This is a genomic window from Aporhodopirellula rubra, from assembly GCF_014192335.1.
GTDB lineage: Bacteria > Planctomycetota > Planctomycetia > Pirellulales > Pirellulaceae > Rhodopirellula > Rhodopirellula rubra.
The window spans coordinates 42,666-62,353 of sequence record NZ_JACHXU010000009.1 but is presented as its reverse complement, the minus strand read 5'-3'; the positions used below and the strand labels follow the sequence as shown (position 1 = coordinate 62,353).

General features: G+C 54.5%; 15 protein-coding genes. 9 read left to right on the top strand and 6 right to left on the bottom strand.

Translation table 11 applies throughout. The annotated features are described in order from the left end of the window. Positions 1-87: 87 nt before the first annotated feature. Together FHS27_RS13615 and FHS27_RS13610 are read right to left on the bottom strand one after the other, a co-directional pair. On the bottom strand, positions 88-2,604 hold the full coding sequence (locus tag FHS27_RS13615; RefSeq protein WP_184305478.1) for an alpha-L-arabinofuranosidase C-terminal domain-containing protein: 2,517 nt from the start codon (positions 2,602-2,604) through the stop codon (positions 88-90). A gap of 1,019 nt (positions 2,605-3,623) precedes the next feature. Further along, complete coding sequence (locus tag FHS27_RS13610; RefSeq protein WP_246419753.1) at positions 3,624-5,948, bottom strand: glycoside hydrolase family 95 protein; 2,325 nt, start codon at positions 5,946-5,948, stop codon at positions 3,624-3,626. A 528-nt stretch (positions 5,949-6,476) separates the two neighbouring features. On the opposite strand from FHS27_RS13610, the gene FHS27_RS13605 reads away from it, so the two are divergent. From FHS27_RS13605 to FHS27_RS13585, 5 genes are all read left to right on the top strand, one after another. Continuing rightward, positions 6,477-6,887 (top strand): hypothetical protein, encoded by a 411-nt coding sequence (locus FHS27_RS13605; RefSeq protein ID WP_184305477.1) that lies wholly within the window; start codon positions 6,477-6,479, stop codon positions 6,885-6,887. A 12-nt stretch (positions 6,888-6,899) separates the two neighbouring features. Further along, positions 6,900-7,613 carry an iron-sulfur cluster repair di-iron protein gene (gene ric / locus FHS27_RS13600; protein WP_184305476.1) on the top strand — a complete coding sequence of 238 codons (714 nt, stop codon included), beginning with the start codon at positions 6,900-6,902 and terminating at the stop codon, positions 7,611-7,613. 135 nt (positions 7,614-7,748) lie between these two features. Further along, the gene (locus tag FHS27_RS13595; protein ID WP_184305475.1) at positions 7,749-8,042 is read left to right on the top strand and encodes a GYD domain-containing protein; all 294 of its coding nucleotides are present in this window, start codon (positions 7,749-7,751) and stop codon (positions 8,040-8,042) included. Then, a complete protein-coding gene (locus tag FHS27_RS13590; RefSeq protein ID WP_184305474.1) occupies positions 8,039-8,374 on the top strand; it encodes a cupin domain-containing protein in 336 nt (111 codons plus the stop codon). Before FHS27_RS13595 ends, FHS27_RS13590 begins: the two co-directional genes overlap by 4 nt. A gap of 100 nt (positions 8,375-8,474) precedes the next feature. Then, complete coding sequence (locus tag FHS27_RS13585; RefSeq protein ID WP_246419751.1) at positions 8,475-9,887, top strand: PQQ-binding-like beta-propeller repeat protein; 1,413 nt, start codon at positions 8,475-8,477, stop codon at positions 9,885-9,887. Between the two features lie 80 nt (positions 9,888-9,967). Here the strand turns inward: FHS27_RS13585 and FHS27_RS13580 are convergent, their stop codons facing one another. Continuing rightward, positions 9,968-10,369, bottom strand: a complete 402-nt coding sequence (locus FHS27_RS13580) for a hypothetical protein (protein ID WP_184305472.1) — start codon at positions 10,367-10,369, stop codon at positions 9,968-9,970. 427 nt (positions 10,370-10,796) lie between these two features. Between FHS27_RS13580 and FHS27_RS13575 the strand changes: the two genes are divergently transcribed. The 4 genes from FHS27_RS13575 (at position 10,797) to FHS27_RS13560 (ending at position 15,164) form a co-directional block, all read left to right on the top strand. Beyond that, positions 10,797-11,897 (top strand): cellulase family glycosylhydrolase, encoded by a 1,101-nt coding sequence (locus FHS27_RS13575; RefSeq protein ID WP_184305471.1) that lies wholly within the window; start codon positions 10,797-10,799, stop codon positions 11,895-11,897. Between the two features lie 210 nt (positions 11,898-12,107). Then, positions 12,108-12,743 (top strand): 3-keto-disaccharide hydrolase, encoded by a 636-nt coding sequence (locus tag FHS27_RS13570; RefSeq protein ID WP_221225098.1) that lies wholly within the window; start codon positions 12,108-12,110, stop codon positions 12,741-12,743. Positions 12,744-13,561: 818 nt separating this feature from the next. Then, the gene (locus FHS27_RS13565; RefSeq protein ID WP_315854568.1) at positions 13,562-14,857 is read left to right on the top strand and encodes a DUF1559 domain-containing protein; all 1,296 of its coding nucleotides are present in this window, start codon (positions 13,562-13,564) and stop codon (positions 14,855-14,857) included. A gap of 133 nt (positions 14,858-14,990) precedes the next feature. Continuing rightward, positions 14,991-15,164: a hypothetical protein gene (locus FHS27_RS13560; protein WP_184305470.1), complete on the top strand. Its 174-nt coding sequence runs from the start codon at positions 14,991-14,993 to the stop codon at positions 15,162-15,164. A gap of 290 nt (positions 15,165-15,454) precedes the next feature. Here FHS27_RS13560 and FHS27_RS13555 read toward each other — a convergent pair whose 3' ends face one another. The 3 genes from FHS27_RS13555 to FHS27_RS13545 form a co-directional block, all read right to left on the bottom strand. Beyond that, positions 15,455-16,144 carry a class I SAM-dependent methyltransferase gene (locus tag FHS27_RS13555; protein ID WP_184305469.1) on the bottom strand — a complete coding sequence of 230 codons (690 nt, stop codon included), beginning with the start codon at positions 16,142-16,144 and terminating at the stop codon, positions 15,455-15,457. A gap of 307 nt (positions 16,145-16,451) precedes the next feature. After that, the gene (locus FHS27_RS13550; protein ID WP_184305468.1) at positions 16,452-17,567 is read right to left on the bottom strand and encodes a glycosyltransferase; all 1,116 of its coding nucleotides are present in this window, start codon (positions 17,565-17,567) and stop codon (positions 16,452-16,454) included. After that, positions 17,564-19,159 (bottom strand): phytanoyl-CoA dioxygenase family protein, encoded by a 1,596-nt coding sequence (locus FHS27_RS13545; RefSeq protein WP_184305467.1) that lies wholly within the window; start codon positions 19,157-19,159, stop codon positions 17,564-17,566. The genes FHS27_RS13550 and FHS27_RS13545 overlap by 4 nt, the downstream gene beginning before the upstream one ends. Positions 19,160-19,688: the final 529 nt, after the last annotated feature.

The window sequence follows — 19,688 nt, the reverse complement described above, 5'->3', positions numbered from 1 at the left end:
TGCTGCCTGACAGCGGCGAAACGACGCATGTTGGAGTACCGACTTTAGCCGGCCGCTGTCGGACCTGTGAACGCAATACCATTTCAATTAAAGCGTTGCCGGTACGCGGATGATCTCGACAGCGAACGCCGGGACTTTGTGCGTCATTTCGGGACCAGCGGGGATCGTGCTTTCCAAGGGGACAACATTCGTCGGCTGATCAAACGTGTTCGTGGCATCCTTGGCACCCGATAGCGAGATGAGTTTTGCTTCGGAAGCAACCTTGCGGGCACCGGCAAGCTTGATGCGTGCGTCGACCGGAACCGCATTCGGATTGACAATTTTTAGAATCACTTCTCCCGCCCGATGATCGTAGCTGGAGGAAATGCTAACGCCAGCTTGCTTGATTTCGTACTCGTGAATCAAGTCTCCATCGAGATAGCAGCGAATCTTTCCGGGGGTCAGTTCGACCTTCATGTCGTACCACCGGTCATTCACGATCGAGCCCTCGACGCTGGGCATCGTCCCATTTCCTTCCGAAAAGTTCTCTAAGCCGTGACGTGTGTTGTTCCAACCCGCCACATTCCACCAATACCCACCGTCGCCATTTTCGTCCGCACCAAATCGAATCAGGAAGCCTTCTGACCCGCCTGTTTTGCGAGCGCGAACTTCAATCGTCACGTTTTCCGCTGACAACGATTCATTGTTGATGCTCATTGCCGGAGTGGCCTGACCGTCTGACTGGATGTAGTGCCCGTCTTGTGTCGAATACTCGCCGCCGGTCACCTTCCAATTCGCCATATCGGATTCACGACCATTCACCGTGAACTTGTCGACTTCAATTGTCGTGTTCCAGGAGCCGATACCAACGTGACCGGAAACCGTTGGTGCATGAGTCGATTCTTTTACGTCCACGTGACTGCGCAGATAAACGTCACCTTTGTTTTGTCCGTAGAGTTTTTGCACGAAGTAATTTGTTGTGCGAATGACATTGCGTTTGTCGAAATAGATGAGGTCCGGGTTCCACTGAGAATGATTCTTGTGACCGAACAGCGGTGCATAACAGGTCATGTCTACGAGATCTGCGTTGCGTTCGATGCCATTGAGAAACACCGCCTCCGACAATGCGGAATAGAGCGTGTTCCTGCGATCGGTATCGTGGGCTGCATACTCGCCTACGAAAATTAGCGGCTTGTTGCGATCGAAATCGTCAAACCGATCTTCGTTCGCAATGAACCAATTTGGTGGCATGTAGTAATGCTCGTCCGAACTGTAGACCTTGTCTCGCGTCATCAGGTCATAGATCGGAATTTCCGGGCCAAGCCCCGAAGTGCCGATTATCTTGATGTCCGGATAGGCTTCACGTATCGCCTTTGAGAACAGTGGGAAACGTTGCCGCATGTCCGGAGTGTCGTGTTCCTCGTTGCCCAAGCAGATGTGTTTTAGGTTGAACGGTTCCGGGTGGCCCATTGATGCACGCACCTTGCCCCATGTGCTGCTTACCGGGCCATTGGCAAATTCGATCAAATCGATCGCGTCTTGAATGTGCGGTCCCAGTTCGTCGATCGGGACAAACTCGGTACACCGAAAACCACACCCGACCCCGATGGGAACAACCGGCAGCGCTGCCATGTTGAGGTCTTCGCAAAGTTGAAAGTACTCGAAATAGCCGAGGCCATAAGTTTGGTGGTACCCCCACAGATTCCAATTCGGTTTTCGCTCTGCAACGTCACCAACGCTGTCCTTCCAGCGATAGATATTGTCTAATCCGCTGCCATGCACGATGCATCCGCCCGGAAATCGCAAGAACTTGGGATTCAGGTCTGCTAACGCTTGCACCAAGTCTTTTCGCAGTCCATTGCGACGTCCGTTGAACGTGTCCTGCGGAAATAGCGAAACCATGTCCAGGTCCAACGTGCCTTTGCCTTCGGTCGTCACGGTCAAGGAAGCATTGTCCGTTGTTTTGGTTGCGATGATCACTCCCTCGAATTTCTTCCAGGTTCCATCGGCACCATCTAGCACGACACGACCACAATCGAACTCGTTGCCTGTTTCGAATTGAATGGTCAGCTTGGAGTCGCCCGTCCAATCGTTCAGCCGAGCGTAGACCGAGACGTTGTAGCGTGCACCTTCGTCAAGATGGATGCCGTCAAATCCGCTGTTGCGAACGCCGACAATATCGCTTTGATCAACTTGCAATTGCAGGTAGTGGCGGTTGTTCTCATTGAGCGGATTGGTGTTGATGACGGACATTTTGGCACGACCACCCGATCGCGAAACACTGTTCCACGCGTACAACGGATGGAAACCAGTGCCCCGGTGAGTTTCTTCCAGAGAAAAGTATTCGAAGGAGCGATTCTGGATCAGTTCCGCATACAGCCCGCCATCGGCTGCATAGTTGATGTCCTCGAAAAACAATCCATACAGATGCGGACTCAAGCTCACGGTTGATTGGTCGCAGTCGATCCGAATCTCGGCCGACTCATTTGCGGATGCCTTGCCGGTGCAAGCAAAGCAGGTGAGGATTGCAGGCAACAACAGGGCGACGAAAGATGCGAAGTCGCGCCTCCCTTGTCGGAGAGCACTCACTGCGGTTGTGCTTTTGAAATCGGGTTGTTGATTCATGAAACAACTCATCAGGTGGAAGGGCAGGTAGTTGGACAACGCCACGTTCTTTGAAAGTGACACGATCAGGAGACCCGATGCGTCAGCTTTGAGGGGCTGAACTCTCGCTGGGGCATGCGATTTTTTGAGCTTCCCAAAAACTTGTCGGCGTGTTGGCTGAGTGAACGATGGCCCACTTTGTTCCGTTAAAGGCTACGGATGTATGGTCCTCCGCCTGACGTTTGAGATCAATCCAATTCCACGCATAAAAATGTCGAGATCGCGCAGCTCCGGTTTGCATGCAATTCAATTCAAACAACATCGGACTGTGCCTAGACGATTAGTTGGTCAGTGCAGTCGGTATTGACAAGGTGCAGGCACCTGCGGATCGAGGGCCAGAGAATCCGTTCAGGCAGCTCTGACATCTAAAACGTAATTAAGCGATTGGTGTGAAAAATGGCGGAGACACAGCCTGGGATTCTCCCCCGATCCAGATCCATGAGTTATGAAAGCTCATCAGTCAAGATTAGGGAAAGGGCTTTCGGTCAAAATGCGAAAGGGACACTCCCCCCGAGCAGATCGTCAATAAGTTGTTAGATGCCGATGCGATGTGGGCCGCTGGCAAGACAGTCGGCAAGCGAAAGCGAAACGGGGCTTAAGGATCGAGAAAGCCGTGAAGGCAACTCGAACTCAAACGTTACGCCACAGGAGTTTGGGATTTCGCCCGTGTCATGCGAGCCTCGCTCCTGTAGTTAAAACGGCCAACGTGCTGCCAGTGAAACGCCAATCGGACGCACATTCACTTGCGTGCTTTTGATGAGGTGGTCGCGGACGTGGCCACGGATGACGTCGCAATTGGTTTTTTCCGTTCGGACGATTGAGAATGGAAAAGGAGTCTTCCGCAAGCGAATCGGTTTGGTGATGTCTCCTCGTCGGTCGCCGCCGACGAAAAGTTGCAGAGGTACGAGCATCAAGTTCTTATCGATGGGTGATCCTTTTTTTCAGCGGTTGTCGGCACGCTCTTAACTGATGCTTCGATGCTAATTGTTGTTCCATAAGAAGCGATTGCCTTTGGCGGGGTGCGATGTTTGGGTGGTGTCGCCGTAACGTACTGCCAGCGGTGTCCCGTTGAGCGAACGGATAGAAGCGTTTGTCAGTTTTCCGTCTGCCCAGGCGATGTCGACTTCAAATCCGCCGCGTGCGCGTAGACCCTGAATTGATCCGTTGGGCCAAGCCGGAGGAAGGGCGGGCAGGAGATGCAGCAGTTGACTTCCATCGTCCGTGCTCAGGTGGCTTTGCAACAGCATTTCAGCGATACCGGCTGCGGCCCCAAAATTGGCGTCGATCTGATAGACGCTTCCCTGGTTGAGCAGGTTGGTGGTGAAGCGTGGTAGAACGTGACCGCGGAGAACGTCGTGGGCATGATCACCGTCACCCAAGCGAGCCCACAGGCATACACGCCATCCACCCGGCCATCCGCCGCTATCGCCGCGTTGGATCAGTGAAGTATGGGCCGCGCGAAATAAATCTGGCGTGTCTCGCGAATTGATCTGACTGCTCGGAAACAGTCCATACATGTGCGAAACGTGGCTGTGTTGGTCGTTAGGATTGTCCCAGTCTTCGAGCCATTCTTGCAGTTGTCCGGTGCGTCCGATTTGCATCGGCTGCAGGCGCGAACGCATGCCGGACACTCGCGTGCGGAACGCGTCGTCGGTCTTCAATATTTCCGACGCATCGATGCAATTCGCGAACAGATCACTCAGGACTTGAAGGTCCATGGTCGGTCCCGCACAAAGTGACGTGCCACTGCGTCCGACGCTGAGTCCATCTTTCGTTCCGCCACCGTGACTGTGCTCGGGCGAGATCGATGGCGACGTGATTAGATAGCCGTCTTCGTTTTCAACGAGGGTGTCTAAGAAGAACTCGGTCGCCCCTTTGATGATCGGATACGAGCGTTTTAGAAACTCGATGTCGCCCGTGTAACGGTAGTGTTCCCAAAGATGTTGGCACAGCCACGCGCCGCCAGTTGGCCAGATGCCCCATTGTGCACCGTCAACCGGGGCGGTTCCTCGCCAAAGGTCCGTGTTGTGATGAGTGACCCACCCGTCGGCCTCGTAATGGATTTTGGCTGTACGCCGGCCCGGTTCTTGCAGCTCGTCGATCATCCGCAGTAGCGGTTCATGACAATCGCTGAGATTGCAGACCTCGGCGATCCAATAAATCATCTGGATGTTAATGTTGATCGTGTACTTGCTTCCCCAAGGCGGATTGATTTCGTTGTTCCAGATGCCTTGCAGGTTGAGCGGTTGAGTCCCTGGACGCGATCCCGAAATCATCAAATAGCGAGCAAACTGAAATGCTTGCTCCGCCAAACGGGGATCGTTCTGACCATCCTTTGCTCGTTGGATTCGTTCCGCGGTCGGCAGGTTTTCGTCGGCTTCGTTGCCGCCGAGATTGATCGCGACGCGGCCGAATAGTTTGGAGTAGTCATCGACGTGTTGCTGGTAAAGCTGCTCGTAGGGAGTGTCGCCAATGCTCGCGATGGTATCTTCGGCTCGTTGCACCGCGTCGGCACCTATGTCTCGGTAATTGACGTAGCTCGTCGCCGCTGCATAGACGATTGTCACGGCGTCGGCATCGCGAACCGAGATGCGGTCGTCCTGTGTCGCAGCAGTTCCTCCATCGGACGTGACTCTCGCCTTCGCGGCGAACTTCAAGCCTGCGTTTTCCCAGGGGCCGATCAATGATCGTGATCCACTGCCGCGTTTGTCTGGATTTCGAAACACTTCGCCAGTCATGAGCAGTCCGTTGACGCCACTGAGCCGAGACTGATGCTGATGTGGGCTCGTCATCGACAAATCAAAGTCGATTCGTCCCGGTTTATCGCATGCAAGATGCATGACAATCGCTTGATCGGGATTTGATGCGAAGACCGTCCGCGTAAAACGTGCGTCGCCGATACGGTAGGTAACCGTGCTCACCGCATTTTGCATGTCGAGTTCGCAGCGGTAGTCGTTCGGCGATTGCGCGTACGGGAAGTCAAGAAACAGATCACCGAGCGGCATGTAAGCGTGTTGGTACTTGGGAATGCCCAACATGTTCTGTGCCACGTCTTCGGCTTTGGCATACTCGCCTTGGTTGAGAAGTTTTCGCACGGTGGCGAGGTGCGAGTATGCTTCCGGATTGTCGTACGAGTGTGGGCCACCGCTCCACAGCGTGTCTTCGTTGAGTTGCAAGCGTTCTTGTTGGACCCCGCCGTAGACCATCGCTCCGAGTCGTCCGTTCCCGATCGGCAGTGCTTCCATCCATTCCGAGGCGGGTTGGGTGTACCAGAGTGTCAGGGCGTCATCGGCGTCCGCGTGCAAGGAAAGGGAAGCAGTTTGAATGCTCAGCAGAAGCAAACATATTTGCCATCGTGATGACAACCATCCGAAGCCAGGTTTCCTGTTGAGTCCGCATCTGCGGCGGGATATCACAGCAGCGTCGTTTAATCGATTCATCAAGGCACCCGTGTCTTCTCAAGAATCCGGCTTCTCGCCAAAGATTATTTGTAAAGGGATTATTTCTTAACGCCTTAATTGGATGGCTGTTTGAATCAGAGCCTCCGTGTGCGTCTTCTAAAAAGCTTAGCGGAACGGCGCGAGATGCTGTGCGTTCGGCATCGCCGTTTCGCAGGCATGGTTTCGGGGCCGGTCACATGGCTGCACGCAACAGCGTATGGGGCCATCTGGAACGTAGCTTTGACGCGGTCTGGCTGACGAATCCGGCGTTTGGAGGAACATCCATCTTGACGTGCGTAATTAAATGTGTACCTTTTGGTGTAGATAAAGGGACGGCGCTTTCCGTGGCGGTTGAAATGTCCCTGTCATGATTTTTTACGGAGTTGTCCGCGCATGTTGAGTGAAAAAACGATCCGGATTGTCGAGGGCATTAGGGGCCGGGTGGTGGGAGACGCCGTGACCCTCACGCGTCGGTTCCATGAATGGGGGCTCGAGACGAATTCAAAGCCGATGGTGTTTTTCTATCCAGCGTGCCAACGCACCGGTGATCAACGGAAGGCGATTCCGGGAGCGATCGATGTTTGGCCCGCTCCTTTCGACACCCCGGCCGTGATGACGACGGTGGGCGAGTTTGCCCAATCGGCTGAAGTGGGAACGGTCGGCGGTGACCAAGTCATCGATGGTGCTTTGCTTCCAGGCAATTGCGATGACTCGGGATTCGTAACAACTGAATCGACCCGCGAATGGATACTGTTTGCCGACAGGCTTCCTCTGAGTGTTTACGTTTTTACACGCTTCCTATAAATGAATTTTGACATGCTTACATTTGATCCCGATCAAACCGTCGGTGACTTCGTTCGTCAGAAGCCCGCCCGCGCACGTGTCTTTGAATCACTCAAGATTGATTACTGCTGTGGCGGCAAAATTTCACTTGCCCGCGCATGTGAAAAACGTGGCATCAACCTCGATGTGGTGTTGGAGGCGATCTCGCAAAACGACGCCCAAGCCGATGCCAGTACGTTGGTTGACGTCGATAAGATGAAACTGACCGAGCTCGCCGACCACATCGAAGCGACCCACCACGCATATCTGCGTGAAGAGTTGCCACGCCTCGATTTCATGACCGAAAAGGTATCGCGGGTCCATGGAGATAAGGACAAACGGCTATTCCGGATGCGGGAGGCATTTGTGTCGCTCAAAGCGGAGCTCGAACCGCACATGATGAAAGAGGAGAAAATCCTTTTTCCGATCGTGCGTCAGTTAGAAGCGTCCAGCGAGCGACAACAAAACCACTGCAGCAGCATCGCCAATCCGATTCGCCAAATGGAACATGAACACGATCATGCGAGCAATGCACTGGCGATCCTGAATGAGTCCACCGACGGTTACACGCCTCCCGAATGGGCGTGCAACACCTATCGGGCCATGCTCGATTCGTTGGCCAAGTTCGAAGCCGACATGCATCAGCACATTCATAAGGAAAACAACGTGCTGTTTCCGAAAGCAATCCAGTTCGAACACGCATCGTGATGGCACACACAGTGTGCGCGATCTGGTCGTTGGCGTGTGACTGAATTCTGGCAGATGCAGCTACCGTGAACGAGCACATTCTCTTTTGAGTTGCTCTCGAAGTTGATGTCATTCTCTATTCCCGAAGGAAAAAAAATGTTTCGCTATCTCACTCTCATTCAGTTCACCGACCAAGGTGCTCGCAACGTCGATAAGTCGCTGCAACGTGCGACCGATTTTGGCAAGTCCGTCAGTGACGCTGGCGGCAAGCTTGTTTCGCAGGTTTGGACCGTTGGCCAGTACGATGGTTGCGTTGTGTTTGAAACGCCGGACGAAGCAACCGGTTCCGCGTTGCTGGTTAAGCTCGCCAAGGACGGCAACGTTCGCACGCAAACGATGCGATGCTACGACAACGAAGAATTTGCTGACATCTTGAAGGTGGTCTCATGAACGAACAGTCCACGAGCTACGTTGATCTCGCAGCCGAAGTCATAATCCAAGAGGGTGGCACGATTAGCAAGACACTCTATCAAGACAATTCCCTGAAAGTTGTCTTGTTTGGATTTGATGCGGGTCAAGAACTGTCTGAGCACACGGCGGCGGTCCCGGCCGTCCTACAGTTTCTCGACGGTGATGCAACGGTGACGTTGGGTGAGAAGACTGTTGAAGCTGCGGCGAACACGTTCATTCACATGGCTGCGAATTTGTCGCACAGCATTACGGCGAAACAGCCCACCAAGATGCTGTTGCTGTTACTCAAGAGTGCCAAGGCTGATGGTTAAGCAGAGGAGCGGTGAGGCGGCGCCGCGCGGGGCGTGGGGAGGCGAAGATGAACGACGATGCAGAGTTGTCTTTTCTCTGCGTCCCCGCGTTGTCTTGGCTTTGCGTCAACTTCTTGTTGTTCTTTTCACGATCAGTAATGCGGCAACATCGATCGCCCAAGACTGGACCGGCTTTCGTGGCGATGGTAGCGGGATTACCAGGGCGGATCTACCGACATGGTGGTCGCCGGAGGAAGGAATTGCCTGGCAAGCCGGTATCCCAGGATACGGGCAATCATCGCCCGTAGTGTGGGATAATCACGTCTACGTGACCAGCAGCGAAGGTCCGTTCCAGCACGATTGCCAAGTGCACGCATTTGACTTGCAGAGCGGCAATAAGCTTTGGACGTCGCACATCGACGCGACCACGAAGGTTGAGAACTATTTTCGCAACAGTCGTGCCGCTCCGACGTGTTGTGTCGATGCAGACGGTGTGTACTCGTTCTTCGCCAGCGGTGATGTGACGGCGATGTCGCATGACGGTTTGGTGCGGTGGACCACTCCGGTCATCAAAACCTACGGCGAAGTTGATAACGAACGGGGCGTCGCCAGTTCGCTCGCTCAAACCGACGACCACCTCTTTGTTCTGGTTGATCATCACGGGCCTTCGTACTTGCTCGCGATCAACAAACATGACGGCGAGATTGCGTGGAAGGCTGATCGCGGCGACCGAGTTCCGTCTTGGTCTTCGCCTGTCTCTGCCAGATTGGGTGGACGCGATATCATTATCACTAGTTCTTCCGATACGGTTGATGCCTACGATGCGGAAACCGGCGAATCGCTATGGCAACTCGATGGTTTGCAAGGCAACCATATCCCATCGGCGAGCATCGTGGGCGACGAGGTCTTCGTTGGTTCAACGACGATGTACGGCGGTGCGACGGATGAAGACGCGACCGCCGGATCGAATTGTTGTATCAGGCTAACAAGCACCGACGGTAAACCCGGCTACGAAGTTCGCTGGGGTGCCGAGCGTGCGAACTCGTATTACTCAACGCCGCTCGCTTTCGCGGGCTATGTTTACTATGTCAACAAAGTCGGCGTGTTGTACTGCATCGATCAGGCAACCGGTGAACAGCGATTTGCCAAACGGATCGGTAATCCGTGCTGGGCGTCTGCGATTGCCGTTACGCGGACCGACGGGGAGCAGTTCGTTTACTTTGTAACGAAGAATGGATTCACGATCATCTTGCAACCGGGTGATGAGTATGACCCAATCGCTCGCAACCAGCTTTATGATGCCAGTGCGATGATGGATGCACGCGAAGCAGCCGAGAAACAGCGAAGGGCCAACGCGGTGCCGGCCGATCAAATGGCTCCCAAGACGGGGCCTGAAAAAGTGTTTGCTGGCATGCCAGAGAGCCAACTGCACCAAATGTTTTTGTACGGCGATCCGATGGTTTACGGCGTAGCTGTGGCTGGCGATTGCCTGCTAATTCGCACCGGACAACACCTGTTTTGTGTCGGTGAATAATCATTGGCGAGCGACGCTAGGCTCACTTCAATCTTTAGGAACTCAAATAGTCATTCATCACGCGAGTCCAGCGGAAGTCTTCACCGGTAATCGCTCGGCTGCGATATTGGCGATGCCAAAACGCACGCGTTGTTCAAGACCAGGGCGATTCGTTTAGTGATGCTCACCGGTAAGAAATCGCCACGCATAAGCGATGCCATGCCCTCCGTGGAAAGTTGGTCCGCGAAATCGGTGTGCCAACCGCTGTGTTCGCCCAACGCATGCGCGATCACCATCACCATGTCCGCGTTGTCGGAGTCACCATGGCGACAATGCTGCGTGCGTTCATCCAGGCAACCAACGTGTCGCCAGGCAAAACAGGTATAGCGGTAGCTCGAAAGTTTGGGCAATCGACGAAAGGACTGTTCAGCGAGCGGGTTAGCCAACGCTCTGTAATTCTCTGCTGAGAATTCGACTTGCGAGCCACGCAAACGTTGTTCCAATTTGGTTGCTTGCTTTTGAGGGGGAGGGCATTTTTGCGGCTGTTGTTTTTTGAGCTAGTTCGCAGCCCCGTCCCGGACGGCGAGAAGCGACCCTGCAGAGATCGCTGTTGTCTTTCCCTGTGGTACGAACGGTCGAGAAATTTTCCTTGTCAAATGCACTCGCGACAGTGGGGAATCGGAAGCAAAGTCGCTGGAGTCCTTTGAGGTGGGAATGTAGGAAACATCCCATTATCCGCGACGGTTCTAAAAACTCTGCTCCGCATGATTACTGCGTTACACTGAGTAGACCGTCAGTATGGGTTCGTCCGCGGCATTCCAGATGATGACGTGCCCGATCACTGTCGCTGAATGTCGTCCGAATTGAGTTCCCTCCCAACGTCTGGCGACATCACTACATCTTTTTGAAGCATGATCCAGCGAGTATGTAATGCGTTTCTGGTTTGTTGTGTTTGCCTTTTATGGCATGGCCTCTGTTTCCGTCCAAGCGATGCCGGCGATTCGTGTCTCTGACGACGGTGAGCATTTTGTGCTCGAAGGTTCCGGTGAACGGTTTGTTGTTTGGGGGGTGAACTACGATCACAACACCGCGGGGGAGTTGCTCGATGAGTATTGGATCGAGCGATGGGATGAAGTGGTTGAAGATTTCTCCGAAATCAAGCAGCTCGGTGCCAACTGCGTTCGCATTCACTTACAAGTTGGGAAATTTGTCGAGGCTCCCGGTCGTGTCAACCAGGCGGCCTTGGATCAACTTGCTGAATTGCTCAAACTCGCTGAGCGTGAAGGCTTGTATCTCGATATCACCGGATTGGCGTGTTACCACAAATCCAACGTGCCTGGTTGGTATGATCAGCAAAGCGAAGAAGAGCGGTGGAAGACGCAAGCGTTCTTTTGGGAAGCGGTTGCGAGCGTATGCCGCGATAGTCCTGCGGTGTTCTGCTATGACTTGATGAACGAACCGATTCTCGCGGGCAGGCAACCCGAGACCGATTGGCTGGGCGGTGAACTGGGCGGTAAGTTTTTCGTGCAGCGATTGACGTTGGATTTGGCTGGGCGGTCACGATCAGATGTTGCGAAAGCTTGGGTCGATCAAATGGTTGATGCCATTCGCAATCATGACGATCGACACCTGATTACTGTCGGGGTGATCCCGTGGGTGTTTGCGTTCGGTGGTGGTAAGCCATTGTTTTATTCGCCGGAGGTTAGCGAGCGGCTTGATTTCGTGTCTGTACATTTCTATCCCGAAAAGGAGCAAGTCGCCAAAGCGATCATTGCGCTTAAGGCTTACGACATTGGCAAGCCGCTGGTGGTTGAAGAGATGTTTCCGATGAAGTGTTCGGAGCGAGAGTTGGTTGAGTTTGTCCGAGCATCAAAAAGTATTGCGGACGGATGGATCAGTTTTTATTGGGGATCGACGGCGAGGCAGTTGCGTGAGACGGAAGATGCAACCATTGCCCACGCCATCACCGCATCCTGGCTCGATCAGTTCAAAGCGATGGCTGAGGAGATGAAGTCAGTTCGGGGAAAATGACAGAGAGGGAACGCGGGGCAAATGCGATGTGGCGTTACTCCGCTGCCAAGAAAAGCTTGCAATTACGCTTGCCTCAGGAGGTGTTTGCAATCAACCTAATCGCTAGCGGGGGAGGAGTTTGAGTCATGCACGCTCACAGCATCCCGCAATGCGACGCTCAAGGTGGGGCGGTACGACAGCAATTCTCGAATCTACCCTGGAAGGAAGGTCATGTCCTCTCGACTCGCAGCTTTTTTTGTGGCCATCGTGATCGCGACCGCCACGACATGCACGATCGATTCTCACGCGGCCGAGAAGGATAGCGATGGCTATCTGCCCCTGTTCAATGGCAAAGATTTGACGGGATGGGAGACGACAGGGACTTGGGTCGTTGAAGACGGCGGTGTCTTGGCGCTGAAGCCGAAGCCTGGAAAGAGAGGGATCTTCAGCTACCGGTTATTTCTTTGGACGAAGTGGACATTCCGAGACTTCAAGCTCGATTTTGAGTTCAAACTCGCCGAGGGCGGCGATAGCAGCGTGTTTTTGCGCTCGCAGTCTCTTGGTGGATTCATTGAGATTGAGCTGACTGATTCTTACGGGAAGCAGGGGCCTCTGACGACAGACGATTGTGGCGCCGTGCAAAAGGTCTCGCCTCCTAGCAAAAATATGGCGAAGCCAGCGGGCGAGTGGAACCGAATGGTGATCGCGTGCAAGGGGAACTTGTTGCAGGTGGAGTTGAATGGCGAACAGGTCATCAATCTGGATTATGACGAGTTGGGAAAATCTGTCCCGGCGTCTGGGAAGATCGGGTTGCAGGATTGGGGGCATCCTGCTTGGTTTCGCAACATTCGAATTAAGAAACTCTAGTTGTCGATGGATGCGTCAATGCGGTTTGCATCGCGCCGATTAACGGTCGCGGCGGTCGATAATGTATCGCAGTCATCCCGACGCGGGTGCCATCGCATCGGTGGCGAATTGATTCACGATGATGCGAGAGTTGTTGGGCTTCCTTTGGTCTCGTGATCAGTTGCCTGGCTGGCTTGCGTTGGCATTCGTTCCGTCGTCTGCGAAAGCCACGGTGTGTATTTGCGAAATCGATGCGAGATAATCACGCGTCGAACCGTGCAAGCTGCTTCATAAAGGGGACAGGCGTTGTTGTGGCGTATCAGGGCAGGGCCCTTGGTGCTTTCTATTGCGACAGCTCTGCTCTTTTTGGGGAGCGTGTTCACATCGCCCGTCTGCTTCGCCCCCATCATGTGGTTTGTCTTGGCCCCCGGCGATGTTTTATGTGTAGGTTGACCGTCGAGATAGCAGCGAAAGTTTTTGGAGAAAATTTAAAACTAGGTGTTTAGATCTTGTAATTCGGGGGGGGGGGCTTTGCGCCGAAGGTGATTGCAAGAAGCCCTTTTGAAATTAGATGGTGGCATGAAAAGGTGTGTGTCCCCCTTGGAGGGATCGTGCAACATGGTGTTGCGTGATAAATGAGCGTTGTGTGCTGGTTAAATAAGCAGCTTGAATTTCAGTAAACCCTAGTTTTGATCCAATGGGCAATCGCTAGCCGTTATTAAGTTGGCCCGCTGTTTGCCTATAGAGAGGATGTGATGAAGCTTTAACCAGGCTTCGATATTCGAACTCCCATTCTCCCCATCTGGAAAATTTGAACGATGCCTAGCATGTATGCCTCTGTGGCTTGTGAACCTACCGGTGCCACAGGTAGTCAAAATCCGACGAACGACATTCGAATCCGTCGTGGCTTTACACTTGTAGAGCTCCTCGTTGTGATTGCCATCATCGGTGTGCTCGTCGGATTGCTTTTGCCTGCTGTCCAAGCCGCGCGTGAGGCGGCTCGTCGAATGAGCTGTAGTAACAATGTGAAACAGCTCGGCCTAGCACTTCACAATTACCACTCTGCCTACCAGCAGTTGCCGCGTCAGCTTGGCGGTACGAACGGCCATTTCGACAAGGGCTCATCCGGGGGGAATAACCTCCGACGATACGCTCCCGGAAACAACGGCGGAGAGCTCTCGGCCTTGGTGGGGCTCACTCCCTTCTTCGAACAGCAAGCGTTGTGGGAACAAATTTCTAACCCATATCAAGTGAGCGAGGGTACGGGGGCCGGAAACATCTATCAGCCGATGGGGCCATGGCCCAACCGGACGCTGATCGAATCGGTAAATGGCCAGAGCGGTCTGTATGACCCTTGGGTCACTGAAATCCCAACATTGCGTTGCCCGAGCGATCCGTTCGTTGGTCTCCCCGCCCAAGGGCGTTCCAACTATGGCGTCTGTTTCGGCGATTCGATCGATCAGACAATCGGCAATATGTACCACCCTTACAACGGTTCGTTTTACGCGACCGCAACGACCATCCAAAAAGTGCAGGCTGCGACTCGCGGTATGTTCCAGCCTGAGATTGACAATAAATTCCGTGACGTGCTGGATGGTTTGTCTAACACGATCGCGATGGGTGAGTTCGTTACCGACAACGGCGACAATGACAAGCGAACCGTTGGAGTGAAGGGCGTTAGCGTCAAGCAGGCTGGTGGAGTGTTGGGCTGTCAATCGTACACCGATCCGGAACGTCCTCGTTATTGGGCTGACAGCACAACGATTCTCAACGCCGGTAATGTGGAGTGGAGACGAGGAATGCGGTGGGCGTCAGGCTATGCGATCTTCACCGGTATGTTCACCATTCTGCCGCCTAACCGTGAGATCTGTTACTCGTCTGGTTTCGTTCAAGGCGATGGTATCCTTACCCCAAGCAGTAACCACCAAGGCGGTTGCCATGTCTTGATGGGCGATGGTGCCGTGCGTTTCATCAGCGATTCGATCGACTCGGGTGATCTCAATCGAGCCATGGTTGCAATCAGCAGCGTGAATGGTGATTCGGCTCTCTCCGTTCCTGGCGCTGCAAGCCCATATGGTGTTTGGGGTGCTCTCGGGACTCGCGGAAGTCGCGAAGTGATCTCCGAAGAGTTCTAGTCTCTCGACCACTTGAGTCGGACGTTGGCTTCTCTCAAGCGTCGTTTCGTGACTTGCGTGTTTTCTAACTAAACGTGTCAGTCGGCAATGCTCGGCTGGCACGGCTTTTACTCAACTAAAAAGTTTTCATCGAATGAAATATTTCGTTTTCGCCTCTCTTATTCTCGTCGCGTCCCTCAGCATGACTGGCTGCCAGGAAAGTCAACCCGAAGTCGCTTATGACTCCACGGATGTCGAACAATTCTTGGATGCACACCCAGAGTTGAAAGAGGAACAACCTCTGATTGAGCCTTCTAGCGACGACTAGTCAGAGTTGGTGATCTCGCGGAACACCGCGATTACACCGGTCGGCGTCCATGCAGGAGTTCTTGGACGTTCGCCAAGGTTGCAGCCTACAGACGATCTAATCTCAGACTGCCGTCAACACGCAATGGAGAATGCGATTTGACGGCACTTTTCGTTTACTGAGGCCCGTCGTTCTTGCGTGGCGGTTTGACATAGTCGACCATTTGCTCCGCAAATGGTTAGATTGTTGGAGTCTATTTGCGGTGCAAATGAGCGGCTATGTTTTGCGATGGTTGGTGATTTTGATAAGCGTCATGCGTACGCTACCCAACCGCGAAATGCGAAGCCGGCGTAGAAAAGACTCACGTCGGAGAAGCCTGCGTCCCGCAAGGTGGCTTCATCTTGCTCGGGTGAGAGGATCGTCAATCGTGATGCGATGGCTGTGCGAGCTGCTTGTGCTTTTTCAGGGTCGGTACCGCAGGCGACGGTGAAGGCGGCATATCGTGATAGCCACGTTTCCCGTTCTCGTTCGCCTTCGGGAGTGCTCAGGTGAGCCATCACAAATGGTGAACCTGGTTTCAAGCGGCGGTGAACTTCGTCGATCGTGCCTTGTCGCTCTTCGGGGGCGACGAAGTGCATGGTCAAAACGCAAGTCGCTGCATCGAACGGACCGGCGGGAGCATCATGGATATAGCCATGATGTAATTGAACGCGTGGGGAGTGTGTGGCGAGAGTCTGCTCGGCCAGTTTCAGCATCTCGGCCGCGGGATCCACACCGTCGAACGACCATGTCGGCTGGGCCTGCGCAAACGTTTTCAGTTCGAGTCCTCCACCCGCGCCCAATACCAGCACCCGTCCGTTGCTCGGTACGCGTTCTTCTAACAGCAATGTGGTCATGCGGAGCAACGCCGCGTAACCGGGCACAATGCGCGGAGGTCCTTCGGCATATCGTGCGACCGCATCGGGATCGGAGAAGGGGGATTCTGAGCTTGGGTTCGTCATGGCGTTGGATTCTGAAGGCGCGGAACTCGATACACGCCACGGAAAGCAGTTTGCTCGGTGGAGTCGTGGTTATTTTTCGATCAACTTATGTTTGCAGGGTGGCCAGTTTGCAGTTTGAAAATGTAAGCAAAGCTGGAAGCGGTTGGTGTGCCGTCATCGTTGAAGTCGTGGTTGTCTAAGCAATGTGTCTCAGCGCGGCCGTGCGTTTCTTCTCGTGTCGTGTGTAGGATGTGAACCGGAGGTCAAGCAAGCGGCCGGTGAAGAGGCGGATGCGAGAAGCCGAATCGTTCGATCCCGAGGGAGGCTCTCATGCCGGGCAACGCACCAGTTCGCGTAGTTGGGCGGCTTGGATTGCGGGTGAGACCAGGTGTGTGTCGACATGGGTTTTTCCCTGGTGAATCAATTTGTTTCGCAGTGCATCGTCCGTCATGACGGAAGAGATCGCATTGGTCCAGCCGCCGAAATCAGTTTCGGGCGCTAGGAGGAGTCCGCCGTTGCCCACGGATTCGGGAAGGCCGCCGATGGCACGGGCGATGACGGGGAGGCCGAAGATTTGAGCTTCGGTCACTACTCGTCCCCAGGCTTCTTCCCAATCGCTCGGGACGATGAGACACCGGGCATCCTGGAACGCATCACGTATGTCCGCGACGGTGGTATGGAATTCAGCGTTCGGGAGCGTTTCGAGTTCGGCTTGCACGGCGGTGTGAGCTTCGGGGCACAGAGGCCACGATTCCTGGATGCGAAACACAAATTGCGGAAGTCGGCGTATCAGTTCCAGTGTCAGTGCCCAACCTTTTCGCGGATCAGGATTGATGAATAGGATCTTTTCACCCTGGCTAGGTACCTCCTGCGTGATCGGTTTCTCGCGGGTGAAGCAAGGACGTGCGACGCAAGGTTGGATTACCATTGCGGGAAGGTTGAAGGCTTCGCGAAAGCGGGTTGCGGTGAATGTGGAATTGGCGATGTAGGTCGCGTTGGTCGGAAAAGGCGGCGGCGTTGAATGCTGAGTTTGTGCTTGGAACTCCACGTCTCTGAGCGAGACAACCGTTCGGTAATCCGCAGCCAGTATCGCGGCGACATCGCGAGTCAGGCCGGCATCAACGACCACTACGTCAGGGGCAAACCACGCGAGCCAGCGACGGAGGGCCACCGCCCATGCATCCCACCCCGTATCCTCCAACCGTCGAAAACGCCATTGGTCGATGCCGTCGTGCTGATGATGCAGTGGAGCGTTCGGTCTCAAATACCGAATGAGTGTGTGACGGCACGATTGGGCCACGACCTCTTGCATCTCTTGCATACAGGCAATCGCTACTGTGTCACCCGCGGATTTCAACGCTCGGCAAATCGCGAGTACCGACATTTGGGCACCACCGGTGCGTTCGGGTGGGAAGCCGAGTGTGGAAACGAAAGCCCATCTCATCGGTTTAGCCAAAGTTGTTGCCACCAGGATCGCAAACTTGCGCTCAGTCGGTCTCGGCTCGGTCGCGTACGATTCCAGATGCCGTGTCGCGGTGAGCGAAAACATGGACGGGAGTCGTGTGGCGGTGGCAGTTCGGGATCCGGTGGGTGGTGAAACTCGGCCACTAGGTAGCGAGCGGGCGATTCGCTGACGGCTTTCAATCCGTGAGCGGTTCCGGCCGGATGGAATAGGATCGCGGGAGCGTGAACATGTTTCCCCAGGGTTTCGATCGTGCCTTCGAGAAGGACAATGCCGACGTCGTATTCATCTTCATGGGCGGGGTAGCCGCTGCCGCACTCGACCGTGCTGGCGTGCAGGTGTAAGTGCGGAAGGCAGGTGGTGGGGCCTTCTTCGATCAGCTGTGAAGCAAAGCCACGGCCCGTCGCTGGAAACAAATCGTGAAGACTCCATGGTCTTTGACGAATCAACGTTGCGGTTGTTTTTGGGCCCCATGCGGGACGAGCATTCCAACGCAACATCATGTATTGTGCCGGTTCAGTAGCGTCCGCCGGACAGGAGATGGTGTGGCAGGTGTATGACGGGTAGTAAGCGAAATTTCCAGCGGCGACGCGAATGGCCTGTGGTGACGGATCGTCCGGATCAGTCGCGTAGTGCAACTCCGCTTCACCGGCCAGCACGAGCAAGAGTTCTTCGTCGGAGTGGCGTTGCAGGTCGTGCGGAAATTCGCCGGGGGTGAGCGTCGAGGCGTGCGCACTGATCTTTCGCAAAATTTGTGTGTGGCCTTCGAAGTTGAGCGTCGGTTGCCAGCCGCCTCCCGGGGCGACTGCTAACGGCGGATCCCAACTGTGGACTTGTGGCGGCAGGTGCGAAAGGCTGATCGAGGGATCCCACATCGACGGAGGGCTGGCCGGTGGAGGTGAGACCACACGATTACCGGCTTGAAGTGCGATTTCGGAATCGCCGCTGATGCACAATACGGGCGGCGGCACGTTGTCGTTGAAGCGGAAGGGCCAATCGAGCTGCGACCAATCGGGTTGGCGGATGCGAAATTTTGCTCGAGCAAACTGCAACAGTAACGCGACGCGGGTACCATCGGAGCGTGTGTTGAGTGAGCCGTGCCAAGTCCCACCGGCGAACATCAACATGGCACCGTCCCAGGCGTCGGGAGTGCTGAGGGCGGCCTCTCCGCCGCAACGCGATCGAGCCAATTGCAGAATAGCATCACTCGTTCGTGAGTCACGGGCCAATCCGGACGCGGCCTCCTGAACGGAAACGCCCACGCGATGCGATCCATCAACAAAGCTCAGCGAAGAGGATCGGGACGTTGCCTCCAACCCAATCCAAACACTGATCGCATCCGTCTCGTTCGCATCCCATACCTCGATGTCCGAGTGCCACGGATGTGCTTGCCCGGGTTTGCGAGTCACCACGGAACTGCCCCATAGGACGATGTGCTCGCCGAGCAGCGGTTGGATGTGCTGCAGAATCAAATCTGAACTTGCCAGATCCCAGATCCATCGATCTCTTGTGGCGAGGTCCTTTGACCACGCGGCGTCGGGTTTGAGATTCAACGTCTGAACGTGCGCGGCCATCGTCGCGGCTTGCGCCGCCGTCAAGCACTCAATTGGATCAGCCCAACCTCGAGACTGCAGCCTGCTCTGTGTAGGATTTCGAAGGACTTCGTTCAACACTAGTTTGGAACCGGTAGTAAAAAGGGGCAGGCGTATTCGGATCGTTTGCCGGTGTCGTGCGCTTTCTTATTTCAATGAATGAAGACTCGCATCGGTGGGATTGCGAACCGCAGTTGATGTTTCGTCGCGAGCGGGCTGTTGATTTGTTCAGAAGTTGATTCGTGATTGCGTCATGTTCAGCACGATACGCAAACGAGGGGAACAACGAGAGCCCTCAACTTCGCAGCGGGCTAGTCAATCAACAGTTCGAGAATCATCTGGTCTCTTCTTTGTTTCGAGTGCTGAAATAGCGAGAGGTTTCCGCCGGTCTTGTCTACGGTCCTCATTCGCACCGGTAGTTTGCCACTGACATCGGGGAGCCATTCTGCTCGCTCGTTGTTTTAAACGAGTGGTGGTTTTTTGGCGAGTGCTTAGACCGCGAAAGATATTG